Origin of the sequence: Brevibacterium sanguinis, assembly GCF_039528855.1 — a bacterium.
Classification (GTDB): domain Bacteria; phylum Actinomycetota; class Actinomycetes; order Actinomycetales; family Brevibacteriaceae; genus Brevibacterium; species Brevibacterium sanguinis.
The window spans coordinates 172,124-194,487 of sequence record NZ_BAAAMB010000016.1 but is presented as its reverse complement, the minus strand read 5'-3'; the positions used below and the strand labels follow the sequence as shown (position 1 = coordinate 194,487).

Here is a 22,364-nt window from a genome sequence, read left to right as displayed (position 1 = left end):
TGCTTCCACCTGATGCACTCACCCGCCCATTGTCTCATGGTCTGTGGACAGGCGGGTTGTGGTCGGGACCACCCAGAGCAGGCCCGCGACCGCCTCGGCGGCCACCGGCTCAGCGGGCGGGGCTCAGAGGAATCCGGGAAGGACGGAGAACATCACGAGCGCGACGGGAGCGGTCGGGAGGATCGAGTCGAGACGGTCCATCACCCCGCCGTGTCCGGGCAGCAGGGTGCCCATGTCCTTGAGGTCGAGATCGCGTTTGATCATCGACTCGCTGAAGTCGCCGAGGGTGGCGAAAGCGGGAATGACGACGCCGATGATCAGGCCCGTCCAGAAGGGGGCGCCGAGGAGGGTGACCGCGAGCGTCGTCGCGACGGCGGCGGTGAAGACGACGGAGCCGGCGTAGCCCTCCCACGACTTCTTCGGCGAGATCCGCGGGGCGATCGGGTGCCTGCCCCAGAGGACGCCGAAGACGTAGCCGCCGATGTCGGAGGCGACGACGCTGGCGAGGAAGATGATGACGTAGAGGTTGCCGTCGGGCAGGGTGAGGAGATAGACGACGAAGCACGCCATGAGGCCCACGTAGGTGAGCGCGAAGAGGGAGAGGGAGACGTCCTTGACGGCGTTCTTCCGGCGCTCGACCATCGTGAAGAGCATGACGGCGCCAGCACTCGCGGCGAAGGTCACCCACAGGGCCTCGCGACCGCCGAAGTACGTGGCGACGACCATGCAGGCCGCCGAGATCATCACGGGAATCCGGGAGACGAGGGAGCCCGAGCGCGAGAGCGCGTTCGCCAGCTCCCACATCGCCGCGACGATGGCGATGAGGATGACGAAGATGAAGGACTCCGGGAAGAAGATGAGGGAGACGAGGACGACTCCGCCGATGAGCAGTCCGATGCCGATCGCGGCGGGAAGGTTGCGACCTGCCCGCCCGTAGTCCTTCGGCGCCGGAGCGGCCTCGACCTCCACCTCGGCGGCGGAGTAGACCGTGTCGGTGCCGCGCAGGTCACGCCTCTTCGGGAACGGGGCCTGCGCAGACGCGCCCCGATCCGACCCCTCTGCCGGGGTCGGATCGGATGCGGGAGTCTCAGGTGTCGACAACGCGATCATCAGACCTCGAGGAGCTCAGCTTCCTTCTGATCGAGGAGCTTGTCGATCGAATCGACCTTCTTCTTCGTGATGTCGTCGAGTTCGGAGATCGACCGGGTGACCTCGTCCTCGCCGGCTTCGCCGTCCTTCTTGATCCGCTCGAGGGTCTCCTTGGCGTGGCGGCGGATGTTGCGGATCGAGACCTTGCCGTCCTCGGCCTTGCCCTTGACGATCTTCACGTACTCCTTGCGGCGCTCCTCGGTGAGTTCGGGGAGGACGACGCGGATGACGTTGCCGTCGTTGGCGGGGTTGGCGCCGATGTCGGAGTTGCGCAGCGCGTTCTCGATGTCGCCGAGGGTGCCCCTGTCGTAGGGAGTGATGAGGATCGTGCGGGCTTCCGGCGTCTGGAACGAGGCGAGCTGCTGGAGCGGCGTCGGCGCTCCGTAGTATTCGATCTCGATGTTCGCGAAGAGCGCGGGGTTGGCCCGGCCGGTGCGGATCGACGCAAAGTCCTCTTGCGTGAATTCCACGGCTTTGTCCATCTTCTCCCTGGCCTCTGCCAGTGTTTCTTCAATCACGAGACACTCTTTTCAGTCGATTGGAGCTGTGTGAACATTCTATGTGTCCGAGCTCGCGTTTGGCGCACTCGGACCACGGCGGATTCGCCTCCGCCGGTGTGTCGGCTGCGGGTGCCTGACCAGCGGATCCTGGTCGGCGAGCCCCCGGGATGACCCGCGTGCTGCGGGCTACTTGACGACGGTGCCGATCTTCTCGCCGGAGATCGCCTTGCGCAGGTTGCCCTCCCCTTCCATGCCGAAGACATGCATCGGAAGCCGGTTGTCCATGCAGAGGGAGAACGCGGTCGCGTCGACGACCTTGAGGCCCTTCTGCAGAGCCTCCTGGTAGCTGATCTCGTCGATCTTCACGGCGTTGGGGTCGAGCTTCGGGTCGGCGGTGTAGACCCCGTCGACGCCGTTCTTCGCGATGAGCACCTCGTCGGCGTGGATCTCGAGCGCTCGCTGCGCCGCCACCGTGTCGGTGGAGAAGTAGGGCAGACCGGCACCGGCGCCGAAGATGACGACGCGGTTCTTCTCCATGTGCCGCATCGCGCGACGCGGGATGTAGGACTCGGCGACCTGGGACATCGGAATCGCGGTCTGTACGCGCGTGTCGACGCCGAGCTGCTCGAGGAAGTCCTGGAGCGCGAGGCAGTTCATCACGGTGCCGAGCATGCCCATGTAGTCGGCGCGGGTGCGGTCCATGCCGCGCTGGGAGAGTTCGGCGCCGCGGAAGAAGTTTCCGCCGCCGACGACGATGCTCACCTCGACGTCGTCGACGGTGGGGGCGACTTCCCGGGCGACGGCAGCGACGACGTCGGGATCGACGCCGATGCTGCCTCCGCCGAAGACCTCGCCTGAGAGCTTGAGCAGCACCCGCCGACGGTGGGTGCGCAGGGGTCGGCTGGCATGGCTCGATTCGTGTACCGGGGTCGATGTCATTGAGGTCCTTCTTCCATGCGGGCGGCGCCGCCTTGTGGGCAGCGCCGTTCCGGGGTGGTTCGTCTGGGTCAGTCTAGCGAAGACGGGGCCGGACCGAATCGGTCCGACCCCGTCATCGGATCACGCGGGGATCATGGTGATCCCGTCAGCGATCGTGCTGCGGTTCAGGCTCCCACGCGGAAGCGGAGGAAACCGGTGGCCTTGAGGCCGGCAGCTTCGAGGACCTTGCCCACGGACTGCTTGGGATCCTTGGCGAATCCCTGGTCGAGCAGGCAGTTCTCCTTGAAGAAGCCGTTGACGCGGCCTTCGATGATCTTCGGCAGTGCCTGTTCGGGCTTGCCTTCGTTCTTCGCGGTGTCCTCGGCGATGCGACGCTCGTTCTCGACGAGCTCGGCGGGGACGTCCTCACGGGAGAAGTACTTCGGAGCCATCGCGGCGATGTGCACGGCGACATCGTGGGCCACGGTCTGGTCGTCGCCTTCGTAGCCGAAGAGAACGCCGACCTGCGGGGGCAGGTCCTTGTTCGTCCGGTGGAGGTAGGACTCGACCTTCTGGCTCTCGAGGCGACCCACGCGGCGCAGGTCGACCTTCTCGCCGAGGGCGGCGCCGGACTCGGTGATGAACTGGGCGACAGTCTTGCCGTCGGCCTCGACCGAGAGGAGGGACTCCGCCGACTCGGACTTGTTCGACACCGCGAGGGCGAGGACTTCGTCGGCGAGGTCGATGAAGCGCTGCGACTTCGCGACGAAGTCGGTCTCCGAGTCGAGCTCGATCATGGTGCCGACTCCGCCGTCGACGAAGCTGGCCACGAGTCCGTCGGAGGTGGCGCGGCCTTCGCGCTTGGTGGCGCCCTTGAGGCCCTTCACGCGGAGGAGCTCAACGGCCTTCGCCTGATCGCCGTCGGCCTCGTCGAGGGCCTTCTTGACGTCCATCATTCCCGCGCCGGTCTTCTCGCGCAGTTCCTTGATGTCAGCGGCAGTGTAGTTTGCCATTCTTTCTCCTAGTGGTGGTGGAGGTGAGTGAGATCAGGACTCGGTGGAGTCAGCGTTCGCGTCGGCATTGGCCTCGGCGTCGGCTTCAGCGGTGGCGGCGTCGGCCTTGGCCGTCTCGGCCTCGGCGTCGGCAGCGGAGGTGTCACCGGCAGCGGCGTCAGCGGTGGCTGCGTCCGCGGCGACCTTGGCCTCGGCCTCGGCGGTGTTGGCTTCGCCCTCAGCGGCGTTGCCTTCGAGGAGCTCGCGCTCCCACTCGGGCATCGGCTCGACGGCGGAGACGTTCTTCTCACCGGACTCGTCGTCGCCGGAGTGGCGGGCGATGAGGCCCTCGGCCACGGCGTCGGCGATCACGCGGGTGAGCAGGGACACCGAGCGGATGGCGTCGTCGTTGCCCGGGATCGGGTAGGTGACGTCGTCGGGGTCGCAGTTCGTGTCGAGGATCGCGATGACCGGGATGCCCAGCTTCTTCGCCTCGTCGACGGCGAGGTGCTCCTTCTTCGTGTCGACGATCCACACGGCCGACGGGGTCCGCTGCATGTCGCGGATGCCGCCGAGGGTCTTCTCGAGCTTGTCCTTCTCACGACGGAGGATGAGGAGTTCCTTCTTCGTGTGCGAGGAGCCGGCAACGTCGTCGAAGTCGATCTCTTCGAGTTCCTTGAGGCGGCGCAGACGCAGGGAGATGGTCTGGAAGTTCGTGAGCATGCCGCCCAGCCAGCGCTGGTTGACGTAGGGCTGGCCCACGCGCTTGGCCTGCTCGGCGATGGATTCCTGAGCCTGCTTCTTCGTGCCGACGAAGAGGATCGAGCCACCGTGCGAGACGGTTTCCTTGACGAACTCGAACGCGGTGTCGATGTAGCCCAGCGACTTCTGCAGGTCGATGATGTAGATGCCGTTGCGCTCGGTGAAGATGAAGCGCTTCATCTTCGGGTTCCAACGGCGGGTCTGGTGTCCGAAGTGGACGCCGCTGTCGAGCAGCTGGCGGATGGTGACGACGGCCATGCCGACGCCCTCCTTTCTCGAGCACCCTGCTGCGGGTGCGTTGTGCCACGGTGAGCCGCCGGCTGTGAGCCGACGACGCCTGTGACGGTTTCGGTTGATTCCTGGCATCCGGTTCATCCGCCCCACACGCACTGCAGGCGTGCACCAAGGGATGGAGAAGAAATCGGATGCGCGTAGTCAGAAGACACGCTTCTGCTGGAGCCAGTCTATCGCGGGTGACCAAGCCATTTCCAATCGGTCCCCCGCGCCGAGGCGGCCCTGCGGTCCCGGGTCCCGATCGAGGTGACGCGGGGGCTGGGTCTGCGGGGCGGCCGCGCCGAATCGACTCGAGTGCCAGGACCTGTGGATGGTCGAGCCGGTGGTCCCCGCGGGGACGCGGCACTGCCCCTTGACCAGGTGACGGTGCGTCCCCGTCGCCGAGGTGGTTCGCGGTTCGCCACGCGTCGTGGCGAACGGGTCGCGGCGGGCGGTGCCGCCGCGCCGCGGCCGGCGCGCATCATCCCATCCGGCGCCACTGGGCTCGGCCGCACTCGCGTGCGGCGATCTGTGGATGCCTGTGTGACTCGTGTGCACCTGAACTGTGGAGGCTGAGAGGCCGTCCACAGGCGGTTGCGGCGGCCGTGACAGGCGCATCGGTACGGGGTGAGATGGACGGCATGCCGAATCCTCCCCGACCGCTCACTCCTCGCCAGCGCATCCCATCTCGGAGTCGCTCCGGAGCGACTGCGTTCGCGACGCTCGCCGTCACCGTACTCGTCGTCGTCGCCTTCGGTCTGCCTGCCAACGCCAGAGCGGACCAGACCGGTCCGGAGGCGACGACGTGGGTCTCCCCCGTGCCCGTCATGGAGATCGTCACCGCCTTCGATCCACCGCAGGAGACCTGGCTGGCAGGGCATCGGGGCATCGACATCCGCGCCCTGCCGGGTGAACCGCTGCGGGCTCCGACGAGCGGAGCGGTGCGCTTCCGCGGTTCGGTCGCGGGCACCGACACGGTGAGCATCACCACCGACTCAGGCCGCACCGTCTCGTTCCAGCCGGCGACGACGGACCTCGCCGTCGGTGACGCAATCGCCGCGGGTGAGCAGATCGGCGAGGTCACCGACGGGGCGCACTGTGACGAGGACTGTCTCCACGTCGGGGTGTGGCCGACCGGCAGCGACCGCGCGTACGTCGATCCGGCGCCGTTCTTCGGGCAGGACGCCTCGGTGCTCCTGCCGCTCTCTCGCAAACCCGCCGAGGAGCCGGCCGGTGACGACGGTGACTCCGGGGCCGGGTCCTGGGGCGGGCACCGGAACGGCCGGATCCCCGCCTCGGCGATGTGTGAGCTCAAGACCGCCCCGGGACAGCTGCTGCGCTGTGACGCGCAGGCGGCGTTCGACCGGCTTTCCTTCGCGTTCGAGGCGCGGTTCGGTCGGCCGATCTCCGTCACCGACGCCTATCGCGACTACGACACGCAGGTCATCCTCAAGAAGCGCAAGGGCCGGATGGCGGCCACACCCGGGACCTCCAACCACGGGTGGGCGCTCGCCGTCGATCTGGGCGGTGGGATCAATGCGTTCGGCAGTGCCGAACACGAGTGGATGCGCGCGAATGCGCCGACCTTCGGCTGGGTGCACCCGTCGTGGGCGAGACAGTCGGGTTCCCTGCCCGAACCGTGGCACTGGGAGTTCCGGAAGTGAGGGACGGGGAGGCTACGCCCGGGGGTGCGCCTGCCGGTAGGTCTCCTGCAGTCGCTGCATCGACACGTGGGTGTAGATCTGTGTGCTGCTCAGCGTCGCGTGCCCGAGGAGTTCCTGGATCTGGCGGAGGTCGGCGCCGTTGTCGAGCATGTGCGTGGCTGCGGAATGACGGAGTCCGTGCGGCCCGATGTCCGGGGCCTCCGGGTTGAGGGCGCCGTACCGGTGGACGAGGTCGCGGACCTGACGCGCCCCGATCCGTCCTCCGCGCCGGCCGAGGAAGAGGGCGTCTCCGCTCTTGTCAGTGGCGATCCTCTCCCGCATCCGCAGCCATGTCTTGAGGGCCTGGGCGGCGGGTGTCCCGAACGGGACACGGCGCTCCTTGTTGCCCTTGCCGAGGACGGTGATCATCGAGCGGTGGTCATCGACGTCGGCGCGGTCGAGTCCGCAGAGCTCGGAGACGCGGACCGCGGTCGCGTAGAGCATCTCGAGGATCGCAGTATCCCGGGCCTGCATGGCCTCATCGGCCTCGTCCTCGGGCGGCGCGTCGTCTCCCGGGTCCGCTCCGGCGGTCTGGCCCGCTGCGATGAGGTTCGCCGCCTGCTTCGGTTTGAGCACGGTCGGGAGGCGGGAGTCCTTCTTCGGGGTGCGCAGGCGGGCCGCGGGGTTGGTCGCCAGTCCCAGGGAGTTCACGCAGTAGCCGAAGAACGATCTGAGGGCGGCGATCTTGCGCGCCACCGTCGACTTCGCGGCACCCGCATCATCGAGGGCGATGAGCCACGACCGCAGCTCGCCGAGGCCGATGTCGGCGACGTCGGTGGTGCGGACGTGGTCGAAGAAGTCCGTGATGTCGGCGACGTAGGCGCGGCGCGTGTGGTCGGAGACATCACGGGAGCGCAGGTGGTCGGCGTAGGCGTCGACCACCGTGGGGAAGCGGTGTGCGTTGGTCACAGTCCCCAGACTACGCGGTTGCGCAACCGCGACGGCGGAGGCCGGCGGAGTGAGGGACTCGCAGCCGGCTGCGGTCAGCCGCCTCGGACTTTCATCCAGCCGGAGCCGTGCCTCTTGCCGAGCCCTGCGAGTTCGAGGAGGGCGAGCGCGGAGAGGGTGTCCTGGACGGTCAGTCCGGCTCGTGCGGCGAGCGTCCCGACGTCGAGTTCCTTCGTCGCCGACAGCGAGGTCAGGCAGATCTTCTCCCGCTCGCTGAGGTCCTCGAGCCGATCATCGCCGCGTGAGCCGCCGTCCGGGTCGGGTCCGAGATCGAGCGGCAGTTCGTCGTCGTCGAGGAGGTCGAGGACGTCGGCGGCCGTCGTGACGAGTTCGGCCTCGTGATGGCGGATGAGCCGATGCGTTCCCGCCGATGACGCCGAGTACACCGACCCCGGATAGGCGGCGACGGCGCGGGAGAGCTCGAGCGCATGCCGGGCGGTGTTGAGCGCCCCGCTGCGCCACCCGGCTTCGACGATGACGGTGACGAGGGCGGACGCGGCGATGAGCCGGTTGCGCAGGAGGAAGCGGTGCCGCATCGGCGTCATCCCGGGCGCGGTCTCCGAGACGATCGCTCCCCCATTGAGCACCTGGGTGAAGAGATCGGCGTTCGCCGCCGGATAGAACCGGTCGACGCCTCCGGCCATGAAGGCGATCGTCGGGGCGTCCCGGGCGATCGCCGCCCGGTGGGCGGCCGCGTCGATGCCGAACGCACCGCCGGAGACGACGGTGAACCCCTCGGCGCCGAGATCCCACGCGAGGTCGGACGCGCACTTCGTCCCGTACCCGCTCGCCGCCCGCGCCCCGACGACGGCGACGGCCCGGCGCAGCGTCGCATCGAGTCCGGCCTGTCCCCGCACCCACAGTGCCAGGGGCGCCGCCGGCCCGAGGTCGTCAAGACACCGCGGCCACTCGTCGTCACCCGGGATGACGAGTCGCCCGCCGAGGCGCAGCATTCCCTCGAGGTCGTGGTCGCCGTCGGCATCGGCGGAGCGCACCGCCCACCGGGCGAGCGCCTCGGCGAGCTGACTGCCGGCGGCCGGTTCCCCGACTTCGGCGCTCAGGTGGGCCGCGGCATCCCCGGTGCTCACGGGTTCGGCAGCGACGGCGCGGATGATCTCGAGGGCCGCGATCGGGCCGACAGCGATCACGACGGCTCTGAGCAGCCCGTCACCGGGTTCGCCGATCCGCAGTAGGGCGGCGAGCGCGCTGCGCTGCCGCGACTCGCTGGCCGTGCCCTCGATCCGTTCGTCGTCCATGACCTCGTCCTCCGTCTCGCTCACGTCTCCTGCGTCCGCAGCGCCAGAGCCACGGCGATCCTGTCGGCATCGGGAGTCTCGGCACCGGCGAGGTCCGTCAGCGTCGTCGCGACGCGCAGCACCCTGTCGTAGCCGCGCATCGTGATCCGGCCGGTCTCGAGCGCCCGATCGAGACCGCGCAGCACCTCGGGCCGCATGCCGAAGTGGTCGCGCAGCCACGAACCGGGCGCATTCGCGTTGAGCGACCAAGCACAGTCGGCATAGCGCGCCTCCTGGGCGTGCCTGGCCGCGTGCACGCGGTCGGCCACGACAGCGCTCGCCTCCTGGTCCCCGCCGAGGCGGAGGTCGGCAGGCGAGACGGGGAAGAGTTCGAGCTGCAGATCGACGCGGTCGAGGAGCGGACCCGACAGCCGGTTGCGGTAGCGGCGCTTGTCCATCGGCGTGCACTGGCATGCGCCCTGGCCGCCGGCCGGCATCCCGGCGCCGCACGGACACGGGTTGGCGGCCATGACGAGTTGGAACGCGGCCGGGAGCACCATCGACCCCCACGCCCGGTGGATGTGGACCTGCCGGGCCTCGAGCGGCTGGCGCAGCGCTTCGAGCACGTCCCGGGAGAACTCCGGCGCCTCGTCCATGAAGAGCACTCCCCGGTGGGCTCGGCTGAGGATCCCGACGGTTCCCGGTCGGCGTCCGCCGACGAGCGCCGAGGCGGTGCTCCGGTGGTGGGGCGCCTCGAACGGGGGACGGTGGTCGAGTTCGTCACCGGCGGTGAGTTCCCCGCGCAGCGACCGGATCGCGGCGACCTCGAGGGCCTCGGCGTCGGACAGCGACGGGAGGATTCCCGGCAGACATTGGGCGAGCAGGGTCTTGCCCGCTCCCGGCGTGCCCCGCATGAGCAGGTTGTGGCCCCCGGCCGCGGCGACTTCGAGGCCGAAGCGCGCTTCCTCCTGGCCCTGCACCTCGGCGAGGTCGTGGAGGTCGGGACTGTGGGCCGCGGGACCGGCGGCGTCGATGACCGGCGGCAGCGCGGGCACGGTGAGTGCACCGCCGTAGAGGTTGACGAGTTCGGCGAGCGAGGAGACCGGGATGACCTCGATGCCGCTGATGAGGCCGGCTTCGCTCGCGTTGCCGGCGGGCACGACGAAGCGGTCGAACCCGGCGAGCAGACCGCTGTGGAGGGTCGGCAGCACTCCGCTGACCGGGCGGATCCGACCGTCGAGTCCGAGCTCGCCGCAGTGGATGACCCGCTCCGTATCGGGTGAGGTGATCGTTCTGCGCGCCCGGAGCACGGCCACGGCGATGCCGAGGTCGAATCCGGTGCCGATCTTCGGGACGCTACCGGGAGTGAGGTTGACCGTCAGGTGCTCGGTGGCCACCGGGGTGCCGAGGAAGGCCAGCGCCGCTCGCAGCCGCTTCCGGGATTCGCTCACCGAGGTGTCCGGCAGTCCGACGATGTCGATGCCGGGCAGGCCGGCACTCACGCTGGCCTCGATCGAGACGATCTTGCCGGTCAGTCCCCACAGGGCCACGGCCGAGGCCCGCCCGACGATGGTCGTCTCCGGGGTCGCCACCACGAGCGGGGGCGCAGGGCCGACCTCCTCGGCGGCATCGAGCCAGGGGTCGGCCTCGGCAGGGAGTTCCGGGTCGAAGTCGTCGTCGCCGGTCACCGGCAGCGGCTCGCTCATGAGTCGACCTGCACGTTCTTCAGGTGGGAGAGGACGACGCGCGGCTCCATGACGATGCCGATCGCATCGATCCGGGCGGCTGGGAAGAATTCGGTCTGGGCGCGCAGCCACAGTCCCGAGAGCATCCGGATCTTCCGCAGCTTCACGGGCGTGATCGCCTCGAGTGGCGACCCCTGCCTCATCGTGCGGCGGGTCTTGACCTCGACGAAGACGACGGCGGCCCCGTCCCTGGCGATGATGTCGATCTCACCGCGGGCACAGCGGACGTTGCGGGCGAGGATGACCATGCCCTCGGCTTCGAGGCGCGCCACGGCGAGGTCCTCCCCGGCACGGCCCAGGGCGATCTGCCTCTCGCCTCGCGTTGTCCCTCTCGTTCCCGACATGCCCACCACGGCACCACGTTCGATCGTGCCGAGGGAAGAGCAGAGAATCGGCCTGTGGACGACGCGTGGGCGTCCACAGGCCCAGGGCACATGAGTGAGCGGGTGTCCACACCTCGACCGCACGCTAGTCGGAGACGACTCACCTCACTGCTGCAGGCTCACCTCACCGCCGCTGGCTCACCCCGCGCGGGGTCACCGCCCGATCGAGGTCAGGGGTTCGAGGTCGGACTTCGCGATCTCCTCGATGTTGACGTCCTTGAACGTGAGCACGTGGACCATCTTGATGAAGCGGGCCGACCGGTAGCTGTCCCACACCCAGGCGTCGCGCAGGGTCAGCTCGAAGTAGACGTCGCCGGCGTCGTTGTGGGCCTTGAGGTCGACGTGGTTGGCGAGGTAGAAGCGCCTCTCCGTCTCGACGACGTAGGCGAACAGGCCGACGACGTCGCGGTACTCCTTGTAGAGCTGGAGTTCGAGCTGGGCCTCGTAGTCATCGAGATCGTCTGCGCTCACGGGGTTCCTCTCTTCGTCTCGGGGACAGGGTCAGGACTCGGGGACAGGGTCAGTATCAGGGGCAACCCGCCCGGCACCGGCCGGTGGCACGGCGTGCAGGCGGAAGCTTCGGCGGTGGTGGACGCTCGGTCCGTGGTCGACGATCGCCTGCCGGTGGGCGGCGGTGCCGTAGCCGACGTTGGACTCCCAACCATACTGCGGGTGCGCCTCGGCGAGGCCGATCATCGTTTCGTCGCGCTCCACCTTCGCCACGATACTCGCCGCCGCGATGACCGGAACGCTGCCGTCGCCCTTGATGATCGTGCGCACCGGCGGCAGATCCATGTCGGCGCAGGCGCCGAATATCCCCAGGCAGTCGAGCGTGAGTGGGGCCGAGAGCCAGTCGTGCTTGCCGTCGAGGAGGACCATCGTCCGCCCCTGCCCGTCGATCAGCCCCTGCCCATCGACAAGCCCCGGCACCTGTGCGAGGGCCCGCCTGGCGGCGAGTCCGAGGGAGAGCGTCATCCCGAGTGCGTCGATCTCCGCAGGCAGCGTCGACCCGACCGCACTCGCCTGCGCCCAGTCCTGGACCCGCGCGGTGGCGGCAGCACGGGAGACGGCATCGAGCTGCTTCGAATCGTGGATGCCCTCGGGCACCGGACTCCCGCACACCTCGGTCAGCGAGAACACGGCGACCCCCACGCTCACGGGACCGGCCAGCGCCCCGCGCCCCACCTCGTCGACGCCGATGACGGTGTCGAATCCCTCGGCGAGCAGCGCCCTCTCCACCGAGACGTCGTGCAGTCCGCGTGCTGCCATCAGTTGACGGTGATTCCCTGCGGCGCCGGGACGTCGGCGAAGACGTCCGTGGGGTTGGACACCCAAGCGAAGCTGCTCAGCGGCCAGTTGATGAGGAAGACGGTGCCGACGACGTTGTCGGCAGGCACGAACGGCTGTCCGTCGAGGTGGTACCGGGAGTCTGCGGAATTGCCGCGGTTGTCGCCCATCACCCAGTAGCTGCCTTCGGGCACGGTGACGGAGAACTCCATCTCCGAGGGCTGCGTGCCCGGTGCCAGGTAGGTCTCGTCGATCGGTGACCCGTTGACGAGGATCCGCCCCTCGGCATCGCAGCATTCGACGGTGTCCCCGCCGACGCCGATGACGCGTTTGATGAGCTGGTTGCCTGCGTCCGAGGGTGCGAGGCCGATGAACTCGAGGAACGGGTTGGGTGCGTACCCGGAGGATTCGGAGCCCGAGAGCCAGTCGTCGGGGTCGTCGAAGACGATGATGTCGCCGCGGTCGGCGGGACCGAACTTCGGCGCCAGCTGGTTGACGAGGACCCGGTCGTCGATCTGGAGGGTCTCCATCATCGATCCGGAGGGAATGTAGAAGGACCGAACCACCCAGGTCTTGAGCGCCGTGGAGATGAGGAGGGCGATGACGATGATCACCAGGGTCTCGAGGAGTCCGCGGAGGAGCTTTTTGGACGCACGTGGGGAGGGCTGTGGTTCGGAGGTCATTCGTTCGCTTTCGCATCGGTGCGCGACCTGCGCGGGCTGGCTGGAACGAGCGTATCAGTCGATCGTCGAGCCGTGCCCGATGACGGGGCCGATGACCCGGTCGAGGGGGATGAAGCCGCCGCCGGGGCGTCCGAGCAGCGCGCGCGAGTCCGTGGAGTCGTCGCGGTTGTCGCCCATCACCCACATCGTGTCGGCCGGCACGGCGATGGAGAACGGCACCTGTGAGGCGGGCAGCGGGGCGTAGTCCTCGGTGAGGGGTTCGCCGTTGAGGAGGAGCCGGCCCTCGGCGTCGCAGCACTCGAGGGTGTCCCCGCCGAGGGCGATGACGCGTTTGACATAGTAGACGTCGCGACTGCCGACACCCACCCAGGAACCGATCTTCTGCAGCGGGGTCGGCAGCGGATCGTCGATGAAGGAGCCGCGGCCGTCGAAGACGACGATGTCGCCGCGCTCGATCGTGCCGGTCAGCGCGTCCGGGCGCCACACGGTGATCGTGTCGCCGACGGTCAGGGTCGGCTGCATCGATTCGCTGGGGATGGTGAAGCGCTGGACGACGAATCCGCGCACCGCGGCGCCGAGGATGACGATGACGACGGCGATGATGCCGACGATCCTCCACATCCGGCCAGAGACGCGAAAACGCGACCCGGAGGTCGCGTTCTCGTCAGCGTTCTTCACGTTCGCCGGTGCCAGGCAGCTGGGGCGCTCAGGCCTTTTCGCGGATGCGAGCGGCCTTGCCGCGCAGGTTGCGCAGGTAGTACAGCTTCGCGCGGCGGACGTCGCCGCGGGAGAGGACCTCGATCTGCTCGACGATGGGCGAGTGCACCGGGAAGGTGCGCTCGACGCCGACGCCGAAGCTGATCTTGCGGGCGGTGAAGGTCTCGCGGACGCCGTCGCCCTGACGGCGGATGACGACACCCTTGAAGACCTGGATGCGCGAGCGGTTGCCCTCGACCACGCGGACGTGGACGTTGAGGGTGTCACCGGCGCGGAAATCGGGGACGTCGGTCTTCAGCGAGGCTGCATCGACAACATCGAGCTTCTGCATTGTGCTTCTCCTGTGGCCTCTGCTCCAGGTCGAGGACACGCATGTAGGACCGGTGAGAACCGGTATTCGGATCGTCTGTCGGGATCGCTCCCCAGGTGTCGGCCGAGGATTCCGGCCGGCGGCGCGGACATCCGACCCCCTGAAGCAGGCGGATGCCAACAAACGCGACGATCTATTCTGTCACGGCGGGGTCGGAAGACTCAAACCGGTCGAGGACCTCGCGGTCGCGGGCGTTCAGATCGTCACGGTCGTCGAGCAGGTCGGGCCTGACCTCGGCGGTGCGTTCGAGACGTCGGTCACGTCGCCACCGGGCGATCGCCGCATGGTTGCCGCTGAGCAGGATGTCCGGCACCGCGTGACCGCGCCAGACCGCCGGCTTCGTGTAGATCGGGTACTCGAGGAGACCGCCCTCGTGGCTCTCCTCGGCCAGGGACTCGGGGTTGCCGATGACGCCGGGGATGAGGCGGCTGACGGCTTCGATCATCACCATCGATGCGACCTCGCCCCCGTTGAGGACGTAGTCGCCGATGCTCATCGGCCGCACCTCGAAGTCCTCCCGCGCCCAGTCGAGCACGCGCTGATCGATGCCCTCATAGCGTCCGCACGCGAAGACGAGGTGCTCAGCTGCACTGAGCTCTTCGGCGATCCGCTGATCGAAGACCTCCCCCGCGGGGCTCGGGACGATGAGGATCGGCTTCGCCGGGCCCGCGCCGAGGCTGCCCGACGTGTCCGCAGGCGCGGGCTCTCCGGCCTGCCGGATGTGGTCGAGGGCGAGTGCCCACGGTTCGGCCTTCATCACCATGCCGGCCCCTCCCCCGTACGGGGAGTCGTCGACGGTGTTGTGGCGGTCGAAGGTGAAGTCGCGCAGGTCGTGGACGCTCAGGCCGAGCAGTCCCTGCTCGATCGCCTTGCCGATGAGGGAGAGCCGCAGTCCGGCCAGGTAGTCGGGGAAGATCGAGACGACGTCGATGCGCATGCGCAGGCTCACTCCGCGTCGAGGAGACCGGCGGGCGGGGTGAGCATGATGCGCCCGGCCTCGATGTCGATGTCGGGGACGATCGCTGCGACGAAGGGCACGAGCACCTCGTGTCCGTCGACGTGCCTGATGTGGAGGAGGTCCTGTGCGGTGCCGTTCGTGACGTCGACGACCTCGCCGACCTGCGTCTCGCCGACGAACGCGGCCAGTCCGATGAGGTCATCGAGGTACCACGCCTCGGCGTCGTCGTCCTCGTCGTCCTGGGGGCTGAGGATGAGCGTGTTGCGGATCTCCTCGGCGCGGGTGCGGTCGGCCACCTCGTCGAAGGTGAGGAGGAGACGGTCACGGTGCCAGCGCGCGGACTTGAGCGTGAGTTCGCCGATGTCGGGGTCGGTGGCGAACGTCATCCCGGGCACGAGCCGTTCCTCGGGGCGGTCGGTGCGCACCTCGACGGTGAATTCGCCTCTGATCCCGTGCGGCTTGCCCAGCCGGGCGATCACCGTGTCCATGCGTGCTCCTCGTGGTCGGGGGAATGCGTTCTCATCAGCATTCAGTGTAGTTCGCCGCAGTCGTGGGCTCCGCGGCCGCGGATGAATGCCCGAGGGGGACGTCGGCTGCCCGCCGACGTCCCCCTCGTGTGTGGAAGATCTACGCTTCGATGAGGTCCACCCGCACCGACTCACGGCCGGCAAGGGAGTTGATCACGGTGCGCAGGGCCTTCGCGGTGCGACCCGCGCGGCCGATGACACGTCCGAGGTCGTCGGGGTGAACCCTGACCTCGAGCGTCGTCCCACGCTGGGACGACCGGGACCGAACTGCGACGTCGTCGGGATGATCGACGATGCCGCGGACCAGATGTTCGAGCGAATCTGCCAACATGTCAGGCGTTGTCCTCAGCGGCTTCGGCCTGAGCGGCGTCCTCGGCCTCGACGGCCTTGGCAACGTCGTCGGCAGCGGTGTCCTCAGCTTCGACCTCGGCGGCGTCAGCCTTGCCCGAGCTCTTCTGCGTGATGGCTTCCTTGATCACCGAGTCGGCGGTCGGAGCCACGAAGGCCTCCTTCTCCGGCTGCGGCTTCACGGTGCTGACGGCTTCGCCCTCACCGGTGAACTTCTGCCAGTCGCCGGTGAGCTTGAGCAGGTTGCGGACCTGATCGGTCGGCTGCGCGCCGACAGAGAGCCAATACTGCGCACGCTCCGAGTCGATCTCGATGACCGAGGGGTCGCGCAGCGGCTGGTAGATGCCGATCTGCTCGATCGCGCGACCGTCACGACGGGTGCGCGAGTCGGCGACGACGACGCGGTAGAAGGGTGCATGGACCTTGCCGATGCGGGTCAGACGAATCTTGACTGCCACTGTAGTGGTGTCTCCTTTTGTGTTCTGTTTGCACAGAGATACCGCACAGTCGTGGGGTTGACGTGACGGAGTCTGCGACCTGGACTATCGACTCGAGGCAGAAGAGAGGGCCCGCGCCGAGGCGAAAGTACAAGAGTTCATTGTGCCAGAAAGGGCTACTTCTTTCCACCTGGGAACATCCCGCCGAAGCCCTTGGGCAGCTTCGCGAGATCGAAGTCGTCGTCCCCGCCGAGGTCGACGCCGCCGAAGGCCGAACCGACCGGGTCCTTCGCCTTGCCCGACTTCCGGTCCTGGACGGCCTGCGCCTGCTCGGCGCGCTTGGCCGGGTTGCCCGACTGACCGCCTTTGCGGCCCTTCTTCTTCCCCGCGGCCTTCTTCTTCCGGTTGGCTCCCCCACCAGGCAGTGAGCCCATTCCCGGCATGCCGCCGGCCCCGGGCATGCCCGGCATGCCGCCGCCGCGGCCCATGCCGCGCATGAGCTTCTGCGCCTGCGTGAAGCGCTCCATGAGCTGGTTGACCGCGGTCACGGTGGTGCCGGCACCCTTGGCGATGCGGGCGCGCCGGGAGCCGTTGAGGATCTTCGGGTTGCTGCGCTCGTACGGTGTCATCGATCTCACGATCGCCTCGACCCGGTCGACCTCGCGCTCGTCGAAGTTCTCGATCTGATCCTTGTACTGGCTCATGCCCGGCATCATGCCGAGCATCTTCTTCATCGAGCCCATCTTCCGCAGGCCCGCCATCTGGGTGAGGAAGTCGTTGAGGTCGAAGTCCTCGCCGGACTCGAACTTCTTCTGGAGCTTCGCGGTCTCCTTCTCGTCGAAGTTCTTCTCCGCCTGCTCGATGAGCGTGAGGATGTCGCCCATGTCGAGGATGCGGTCGGCCATCCGGTCGGGATGGAACTGTTCGAAGTCGGTCATCGATTCGCCGGTGGAGGCGAACATGATCGGTCGGCCGGTCACCTCGGCGACGGAGAGGGCGGCACCGCCGCGGGAGTCGCCGTCGAGCTTCGAGAGCACGACACCGGTGAAGTCGACACCTTCGAGGAACGCCTCGGCGGTCTTCACGGCGTCCTGACCGATCATCGCGTCGATGACGAAGAGGACCTCGTCGGGGTTGACGGCGGCACGGATGTCCGCGGCCTGCTGCATGAGCTCTTCGTCGATGCCCAGGCGACCCGCGGTGTCGACGATGACGACGTCGTGGAGCTTCGACTTCGCGACCTCGATCGCGTCGGTGGCGACCTTGACGGGATCGCCCACGCCGTTGCCGGATTCGGGGGCGTAGACGACGGCACCGGCCCGCTCACCGACGATCTGCAGCTGACCCACGGCGTTGGGGCGCTGGAGGTCGGCGGCGACGAGCATCGGGCGGTGGCCCTCGGACTTCAGCCAGTGGGCGAGCTTGCCGGCCAGCGTCGTCTTGCCCGCACCCTGGAGTCCGGCGAGCATGATGACCGTGGGCGGGCGCTTGGCGAAGGTGAGGCGACGGGTCTGGCCGCCGAGGATGGCGACGAGTTCCTCGTTGACGATCTTGACGACCTGCTGGCCCGGGTTGAGCGCCCCCGAGACCTCCTCCGACAGCGCCCGATCGCGGATCCGCCCGGTGAAGGCGCGGACGACGGGCAGGGCCACGTCGGCGTCGAGCAGGGCTCGACGGATCTCGCGGATGGTGGCATCGACATCGGCTTCCGAGAGCCTGCCCTTGCCGCGCAGATTCTTGAAAGTCGCGGTGAGCCTGTCGGAGAGGGAATTGAACACGTGCACGCCTTCTTCAGATTGGTCGACTCCCTAGCCTAACAACTCCCCCTGGGAGGTCCGAAACCCCGCCGGGCACCAGAACACCCCACCTGCGGCGTCTGCTGGAACCGCGGGTGGGGCGTCCTGTGAGCACTCCGGCGTACTCCCCCGCCTCGGAGTCCGGCGAGACCGACCGGCGCCGAGGCGGGAGCATCGGGTCAGCGGAAGGAGTAGGCCCGCTCCGCGTGTTCGACGTTGTCGATGCCGTCGAGTTCGTCGCGCGGGTCGATCCGCAGACCCATGGTCTTGCGCAGCACGAGCGAGATGACGAAGGTCACCGCTCCGGCGTAGACGATGGCGACGATGCAGGCGACGATCTGGGCGATGAGGAGTTCGAGTCCGCCGCCGTAGAAGAGTCCCGTAGCCGTCTCCGCGGTGGGCACGGCGAAGAATCCGATCATCACGGTGCCGATGATGCCGGCGACGAGGTGGACGGCGACGACGTCGAGTGCGTCGTCGTAGCGCAGACGGTTCTTCGCGACGACCGCGAAGTAGGCTCCGGCGCCGGCGGCGATGCCGATGAGGATCGCGGCGTAGGGTTCGACGTCGGCACACGCAGGGGTGATCGCGACGAGGCCGGCGATGAGTCCGGAGACGCTGCCGATGCTGCTCGGGCGTGAGGCCCGCAGGCGTTCGATGGTGATCCACGTGATCATGCCCGCGGCCGGGGCGACGAGGGTGTTGACCCAGATGAGTCCGGCCTGCTCGATCGTCGAGGCGGCTCCGCCGTTGAACCCGAACCAGCCGAACCACAGGAGGGCGGCACCCAGGACGGTGATGGGGATGTTGTGCGGCTTGTGCGGGGTGGAGAAGCGTGCCCGGCGGCCCATGACGACGACGAGGACGAGGGCGGAGATGCCGGCGTTGATGTGGACGACGGTGCCGCCGGCGAAGTCGATCGCGGGTCCGAAGACGCTGCCGATCGCGCCGTCGGCCGACAGGATCCCGTCACCCCAGACCATGAAGGCCAGCGGGCAGTAGACGAGGGTGACCCAGGCGGCGGAGAAGACAAGCCACGTGGAGAACTTCGCACGGTCGGCCACGGCCCCGGCGATGAGGGCGATCGCGATCATCGCGAACGTCGACCCGTAGCCGATGGAGATCAGCGTCTCCGGCTGGTTGGCGACGGCGTCGGCGAGGCCGAGCTGGCTGAGCGGGTTGCCGACGATCCCGGCGATCGAGTCGCCGGAGCTCAGGCCGTAGCCGTAGAGCACCCAGACCAGCGCCCCGACGGCCATGGCCGAGAAGACCATCATCATCATGTTGATGCTCGAACTGATCCGAGTCATCCCTCCGTAGAAGAAGGCCACGCCGGGGGTCATCAGCAGCACGAGCCCCGCAGCGACCATCATCCACACATTCACTGCATCGAGTTCCATGTCTCTGTCTCTCAATCGTCTCAATCGGTTCCGGTGCGCCCAGTCTTCAGGGACGAGGTCACGGGAATGATTCGACGATGTTTCGAGAATGTGACGAGGGCCTCAGGTGAGGCGGAATGCCTGGTCAGAGGCAGTGAGAAGCCCGCTGAGACCGATCGTTCGACTGTCTCAGCGGGCGGGATGGCTCAGTCGAGGAGAGCGTCGACGAACCCTTCGGCGGTGAACGGGGCGAGGTCGTCGGCACCTTCGCCGAGGCCGATGAGCTTGACCGGGACCCCGAGCTCACGCTGGACGGCGATGACGATGCCGCCCTTCGCAGTGCCGTCGAGCTTCGTGAGCACGATGCCGGAGATGTCGACCGCCTCGGCGAACACCTTGGCCTGCTGCATGCCGTTCTGCCCGGTCGTCGCGTCGAGGACGAGGAGGACCTCGTCGATGTCGTGGCCCACGCCGAGGGGGCGGGTGGCCACGCGCTTGACCTTGCGCAGCTCGTCCATCAGCCCGACCTTGTTCTGGAGGCGACCGGCGGTGTCGATGAGGACGACGTCGGCGTTCTCCGCCTTGCCCTTCTCGACGGCGGCGTAGGCCACCGAGGCGGGATCGGCGGCCTCTTCGCCGCGCACGGTCTCCACGCCCACGCGTGAACCCCAGGTCGTCAGCTGGTCGGCGGCGGCGGCGCGGAAGGTGTCGGCGGCACCGAGGAGGACGGATTTGTCCTCGGCGACGAGGACGCGGGCGATCTTGCCCACGGTCGTCGTCTTGCCGGCGCCGTTGACGCCGACGACGAGCATGACGGCGGGATCTCCTGCGGTGCCGGAGGTGGCGAGCTCACGGTCCATCGTCGGATCGACGAGCTTGATGAGCTCCTCGCGCAGCAGCCCCCGAACCTCGTCGGGGTCGCGGGTGCCGAGCACCTTGACGCGTTCGCGGAGGGTGTCGACGAGTTCGGAGGTGGGTTCGACGCCGACGTCGGCGAGGATGAGGGTGTCCTCGATCTCCTCCCAGGTCGCCTCGTCGAGTGTGTCGCGGGAGAGGAGGTTGAGCAGTCCGCGGCCGAGCCCGGAGTTCGACTTCGCGAGCCTCTCGCGCAGCCGGACGAGGCGGCTGGCCGGTTCGGTCGGCACTTCGGAGCCGGCCGCCTTCTCCTTCTCCTTGGCCACGGCCTCGGTGATCTCGTCGATCGTCAGTTCGCCGGTGAAGTCGGCGTCGATCGACTGGTCCTCGCCGAAGCCCTTGCGTCGGGCGTTGATGCGCAGGCTGATGCCCAGCGCCACGACGAGGATGAAGACGATGGCTGCGACGATGAGCAGGATGATCGGCTGGTCCATTGCGGGACGTCCTCCTTGGTCTGCTGTCGGTGTGCCGTGTTCGTCTCACGGCGGTGTCAGTGCTGTGTCGGTCTCACGGCGTCGGGCGCGCGGGCCTCAGGTGCCGCGTGAGCCGAAGAGCAGTCCCGCGGTCGTGCGCCAGCCGGTTCCGGAGTCCGGGATCTTCCAGTGGCGGGTGCGCGGCCTGACGGTGAGCAGCGACGGCGCCGCGTGTCTGCGCGGCTGGGGTCGGAGCACATAGGAGTGGTCGCGGATCGCGGTGACGGCTGCCTGTTCGCGGGTGGCCAGGTGGGACGTGCCGTCGTCATGGCCGAAGAACTCGTGGACCTCGTCGTCGTATCCCGTCCACTGTCCGGGCAGCCGGAAGCGCTGCACATCGGAGGAGTAGCGCAGCCGCCCTTCGGCCTTGAGGCCGGGCAGGGCGACGAGGAGGACGACGACGAGAGCGAGAGCGAAGGAGATGGCGAGGCCGACGATGACGACGAGAACTGCATTCATGCCCGGCAGTCACCCCGTGCTTCAGCCGACTCGGCCATGGACGTCCCGCTCCTCAAAGATTTTCGACAATGCTGCTTCAACGGCCCAGTCTATCGCCCCAGACCACGTCGGGAGTGATCCGGGGTCGCGTGGCTCGTGGAGAATTCCCTGGGACTCCGCTGTGCGTCACTGCTCCGGCTGGGCGGGGATGCGCTGCGAGATCACCTTCGAGACGCCGTCGCCGTGCATCGTCACGCCGTAGAGGGCGTCGGCGATCTCCATCGTCCGCTTCTGGTGGGTGATGACGATGAGCTGGCTCGAATCCTGCAGCTCCCTGAACACCGTGAGCAGGCGCGAGAGGTTGAGGTCGTCGAGGGCGGCCTCGACCTCGTCCATGACGTAGAAGGGACTCGGCCGGGCCTTGAAGATCGCGACGAGCATCGCCACGGCCACGAGCGAACGCTCCCCGCCGGAGAGCAGGGAGAGGCGCTTGACCTTCTTGCCGGCGGGTCGGGCGTGGACGTCGACGCCGGTGGTGAGCATGTCGTCGGGGTCGGTGAGGCTGAGACTGCCCTCACCGCCGGGGAAGAGACGGGAGAAGATGTCCTCGAACTCCCGCGCCGTGTCCGCATACGCCTCGGCGAAGACGCGTTCGACGTGCCGGTCGACCTCCTCGACGAGCTGCATGAGGTCCTTCCGGGAGGATTCGATGTCGGCGATCTGCTTCTCGAGGAACTGGTGGCGCTCCTTGAGCGCTTCGTACTCCTCGAGCGCGAGGGGGTTGACGGTGCCGATCCGGTTGAGCTGCTTCGTCGCCTCCCTGTGCCGCTTCTCGACGTCGGCGCGGACGTAGGGCCGCTCCTCCTCCCCCTCCTCGAACCCGGGCACGGGGGTGTCGGGCCCGAACTGGGCGATGAGGCGTTCGAGTCCGAGCCCCGTCTCCTGTTCGGCCCGGTGCTCGACCTCTTCGAGCTTGAGACGGTACCGCTCCTTCGCGAGCTCCGCTTCCGCGGCGGCGTCCTTGAGCCTGCCGAGCTCCGTGCGGGTCGACCCGATCTCCTCGCCGAGGCGGTTCTTCTCCTCCCGCAGGCCCCCTCTCTCGGTGACGAGGACGGTGATGGTCTCGCCGAGTTCGGCGACCGTGTCCGTTGCCAGGGTGGCGGCCTCCTCGGCGATCTCGGCGATGATGCCCGCCGAGGCGGCCGCTGCCGTCTTCCGCGCGATCGCCCGCTGGGCCTGTTCCCGGGCGGCCTCCTCGGCGCCGGCCTGGCGGAGCAGGGAGTCGACGCGGTCGCGGAGGAACCGCGCGCGGTCGGTTGCCGCCTTGTGGGCGATGCGGGTCTCGATGACGTCCTCGGAGGTCGCGGAGACCGCGCGGCTGAGCTCGTCGCGCTGGGAGGTGTCGACGACTTCGTCGACGTCGTCGGC

24 protein-coding genes are annotated in these 22,364 nt (G+C 68.3%); 1 reads left to right on the top strand and 23 read right to left on the bottom strand.

Features of this window, described 5'->3' with window-relative positions:
• Positions 1–123: 123 nt before the first annotated feature.
• From ABD154_RS16920 to rpsB, 5 genes are all read right to left on the bottom strand, one after another.
• Positions 124–1,110 carry a phosphatidate cytidylyltransferase gene (locus ABD154_RS16920; RefSeq protein ID WP_344251704.1) on the bottom strand — a complete coding sequence of 329 codons (987 nt, stop codon included), beginning with the start codon at positions 1,108–1,110 and terminating at the stop codon, positions 124–126.
• Entirely contained in the window at positions 1,110–1,667 is a 558-nt protein-coding gene (gene frr / locus ABD154_RS16915; RefSeq protein WP_137826030.1) for a ribosome recycling factor, read from the bottom strand. The genes ABD154_RS16920 and frr overlap by 1 nt, the downstream gene beginning before the upstream one ends.
• A gap of 168 nt (positions 1,668–1,835) precedes the next feature.
• Positions 1,836–2,588 carry a UMP kinase gene (gene pyrH / locus ABD154_RS16910; protein ID WP_137826029.1) on the bottom strand — a complete coding sequence of 251 codons (753 nt, stop codon included), beginning with the start codon at positions 2,586–2,588 and terminating at the stop codon, positions 1,836–1,838.
• Positions 2,589–2,752: 164 nt separating this feature from the next.
• The gene (gene tsf, locus ABD154_RS16905; RefSeq protein WP_137826028.1) at positions 2,753–3,580 is read right to left on the bottom strand and encodes a translation elongation factor Ts; all 828 of its coding nucleotides are present in this window, start codon (positions 3,578–3,580) and stop codon (positions 2,753–2,755) included.
• Between the two features lie 33 nt (positions 3,581–3,613).
• Positions 3,614–4,579, bottom strand: coding sequence for a 30S ribosomal protein S2 (rpsB, locus tag ABD154_RS16900; RefSeq protein WP_344251703.1), 966 nt, complete (start codon positions 4,577–4,579; stop codon positions 3,614–3,616).
• A 656-nt stretch (positions 4,580–5,235) separates the two neighbouring features.
• Between rpsB and ABD154_RS16895 the strand changes: the two genes are divergently transcribed.
• On the top strand, positions 5,236–6,258 hold the full coding sequence (locus ABD154_RS16895; protein ID WP_344251702.1) for a peptidoglycan DD-metalloendopeptidase family protein: 1,023 nt from the start codon (positions 5,236–5,238) through the stop codon (positions 6,256–6,258).
• Between the two features lie 12 nt (positions 6,259–6,270).
• Here the strand turns inward: ABD154_RS16895 and ABD154_RS16890 are convergent, their stop codons facing one another.
• The 18 genes from ABD154_RS16890 to ABD154_RS16805 form a co-directional block, all read right to left on the bottom strand.
• Positions 6,271–7,206, bottom strand: a complete 936-nt coding sequence (locus tag ABD154_RS16890; protein ID WP_344251701.1) for a tyrosine recombinase XerC — start codon at positions 7,204–7,206, stop codon at positions 6,271–6,273.
• 74 nt (positions 7,207–7,280) lie between these two features.
• Entirely contained in the window at positions 7,281–8,525 is a 1,245-nt protein-coding gene (gene dprA / locus ABD154_RS16885; protein WP_344251700.1) for a DNA-processing protein DprA, read from the bottom strand.
• Positions 8,522–10,186, bottom strand: a complete 1,665-nt coding sequence (locus ABD154_RS16880; RefSeq protein ID WP_344251699.1) for a YifB family Mg chelatase-like AAA ATPase — start codon at positions 10,184–10,186, stop codon at positions 8,522–8,524. The genes dprA and ABD154_RS16880 overlap by 4 nt, the downstream gene beginning before the upstream one ends.
• Positions 10,183–10,569 (bottom strand): YraN family protein, encoded by a 387-nt coding sequence (locus ABD154_RS16875; protein WP_198499147.1) that lies wholly within the window; start codon positions 10,567–10,569, stop codon positions 10,183–10,185. Before ABD154_RS16875 ends, ABD154_RS16880 begins: the two co-directional genes overlap by 4 nt.
• 192 nt (positions 10,570–10,761) lie before the next feature.
• The gene (locus ABD154_RS16870) at positions 10,762–11,079 is read right to left on the bottom strand and encodes a DUF2469 domain-containing protein (RefSeq protein ID WP_344251698.1); all 318 of its coding nucleotides are present in this window, start codon (positions 11,077–11,079) and stop codon (positions 10,762–10,764) included.
• A 30-nt stretch (positions 11,080–11,109) separates the two neighbouring features.
• Positions 11,110–11,877: a ribonuclease HII gene (locus ABD154_RS16865; protein WP_344251697.1), complete on the bottom strand. Its 768-nt coding sequence runs from the start codon at positions 11,875–11,877 to the stop codon at positions 11,110–11,112.
• Entirely contained in the window at positions 11,877–12,578 is a 702-nt protein-coding gene (lepB, locus tag ABD154_RS16860; RefSeq protein WP_344251696.1) for a signal peptidase I, read from the bottom strand. Before lepB (ABD154_RS16860) ends, ABD154_RS16865 begins: the two co-directional genes overlap by 1 nt.
• Positions 12,579–12,632: 54 nt before the next feature.
• Positions 12,633–13,256 carry a signal peptidase I gene (gene lepB / locus ABD154_RS16855; RefSeq protein WP_344251695.1) on the bottom strand — a complete coding sequence of 208 codons (624 nt, stop codon included), beginning with the start codon at positions 13,254–13,256 and terminating at the stop codon, positions 12,633–12,635.
• 28 nt (positions 13,257–13,284) lie between these two features.
• Complete coding sequence (rplS, locus tag ABD154_RS16850) at positions 13,285–13,626, bottom strand: 50S ribosomal protein L19 (protein ID WP_137825202.1); 342 nt, start codon at positions 13,624–13,626, stop codon at positions 13,285–13,287.
• A gap of 172 nt (positions 13,627–13,798) precedes the next feature.
• Entirely contained in the window at positions 13,799–14,602 is an 804-nt protein-coding gene (trmD, locus tag ABD154_RS16845) for a tRNA (guanosine(37)-N1)-methyltransferase TrmD (RefSeq protein WP_344251694.1), read from the bottom strand.
• Positions 14,603–14,610: 8 nt separating this feature from the next.
• A complete protein-coding gene (gene rimM / locus ABD154_RS16840) occupies positions 14,611–15,111 on the bottom strand; it encodes a ribosome maturation factor RimM (protein WP_344251693.1) in 501 nt (166 codons plus the stop codon).
• Between the two features lie 139 nt (positions 15,112–15,250).
• Positions 15,251–15,481, bottom strand: a complete 231-nt coding sequence (locus ABD154_RS16835) for an RNA-binding protein (RefSeq protein ID WP_009378338.1) — start codon at positions 15,479–15,481, stop codon at positions 15,251–15,253.
• 1 nt (position 15,482) lies between these two features.
• Positions 15,483–15,956: a 30S ribosomal protein S16 gene (gene rpsP, locus ABD154_RS16830; protein WP_339392558.1), complete on the bottom strand. Its 474-nt coding sequence runs from the start codon at positions 15,954–15,956 to the stop codon at positions 15,483–15,485.
• Positions 15,957–16,111: 155 nt separating this feature from the next.
• Positions 16,112–17,713: a signal recognition particle protein gene (ffh, locus tag ABD154_RS16825; protein ID WP_344251691.1), complete on the bottom strand. Its 1,602-nt coding sequence runs from the start codon at positions 17,711–17,713 to the stop codon at positions 16,112–16,114.
• Positions 17,714–17,910: 197 nt separating this feature from the next.
• Positions 17,911–19,131 carry an ammonium transporter gene (locus ABD154_RS16820; protein ID WP_344251690.1) on the bottom strand — a complete coding sequence of 407 codons (1,221 nt, stop codon included), beginning with the start codon at positions 19,129–19,131 and terminating at the stop codon, positions 17,911–17,913.
• A gap of 185 nt (positions 19,132–19,316) precedes the next feature.
• Positions 19,317–20,459: a signal recognition particle-docking protein FtsY gene (gene ftsY / locus ABD154_RS16815; protein ID WP_344251689.1), complete on the bottom strand. Its 1,143-nt coding sequence runs from the start codon at positions 20,457–20,459 to the stop codon at positions 19,317–19,319.
• A gap of 96 nt (positions 20,460–20,555) precedes the next feature.
• Entirely contained in the window at positions 20,556–20,957 is a 402-nt protein-coding gene (locus ABD154_RS16810; RefSeq protein ID WP_198499157.1) for a hypothetical protein, read from the bottom strand.
• A 165-nt stretch (positions 20,958–21,122) separates the two neighbouring features.
• The coding region (locus ABD154_RS16805; protein WP_344251688.1) for an AAA family ATPase at positions 21,123–22,364 on the bottom strand (1,242 nt) is incomplete at its 5' end.

Excerpts from the sequence above, each read along its gene's own strand:
- ABD154_RS16920 (WP_344251704.1), bottom strand. The coding sequence starts at position 1,110 with ATGATCGCGTTGTCGACACCTGAGACTCCCGCATCCGATCCGACCCCG.
- pyrH (WP_137826029.1), bottom strand. The coding sequence starts at position 2,588 with ATGACATCGACCCCGGTACACGAATCGAGCCATGCCAGCCGACCCCTG.
- tsf (WP_137826028.1), bottom strand. The coding sequence starts at position 3,580 with ATGGCAAACTACACTGCCGCTGACATCAAGGAACTGCGCGAGAAGACC.
- rpsB (WP_344251703.1), bottom strand. The coding sequence starts at position 4,579 with ATGGCCGTCGTCACCATCCGCCAGCTGCTCGACAGCGGCGTCCACTTC.
- ABD154_RS16895 (WP_344251702.1), top strand. The coding sequence starts at position 5,236 with ATGCCGAATCCTCCCCGACCGCTCACTCCTCGCCAGCGCATCCCATCT.
- ABD154_RS16880 (WP_344251699.1), bottom strand. The coding sequence starts at position 10,186 with ATGAGCGAGCCGCTGCCGGTGACCGGCGACGACGACTTCGACCCGGAA.
- ABD154_RS16875 (WP_198499147.1), bottom strand. The coding sequence starts at position 10,569 with ATGTCGGGAACGAGAGGGACAACGCGAGGCGAGAGGCAGATCGCCCTG.
- ABD154_RS16865 (WP_344251697.1), bottom strand. The coding sequence starts at position 11,877 with ATGGCAGCACGCGGACTGCACGACGTCTCGGTGGAGAGGGCGCTGCTC.
- lepB (WP_344251696.1), bottom strand. The coding sequence starts at position 12,578 with ATGACCTCCGAACCACAGCCCTCCCCACGTGCGTCCAAAAAGCTCCTC.
- rplS (WP_137825202.1), bottom strand. The coding sequence starts at position 13,626 with ATGCAGAAGCTCGATGTTGTCGATGCAGCCTCGCTGAAGACCGACGTC.
- trmD (WP_344251694.1), bottom strand. The coding sequence starts at position 14,602 with ATGCGCATCGACGTCGTCTCGATCTTCCCCGACTACCTGGCCGGACTG.
- rimM (WP_344251693.1), bottom strand. The coding sequence starts at position 15,111 with ATGGACACGGTGATCGCCCGGCTGGGCAAGCCGCACGGGATCAGAGGC.
- ABD154_RS16835 (WP_009378338.1), bottom strand. The coding sequence starts at position 15,481 with ATGTTGGCAGATTCGCTCGAACATCTGGTCCGCGGCATCGTCGATCAT.
- ABD154_RS16820 (WP_344251690.1), bottom strand. The coding sequence starts at position 19,131 with ATGGAACTCGATGCAGTGAATGTGTGGATGATGGTCGCTGCGGGGCTC.
- ftsY (WP_344251689.1), bottom strand. The coding sequence starts at position 20,459 with ATGGACCAGCCGATCATCCTGCTCATCGTCGCAGCCATCGTCTTCATC.
- ABD154_RS16810 (WP_198499157.1), bottom strand. The coding sequence starts at position 20,957 with ATGAATGCAGTTCTCGTCGTCATCGTCGGCCTCGCCATCTCCTTCGCT.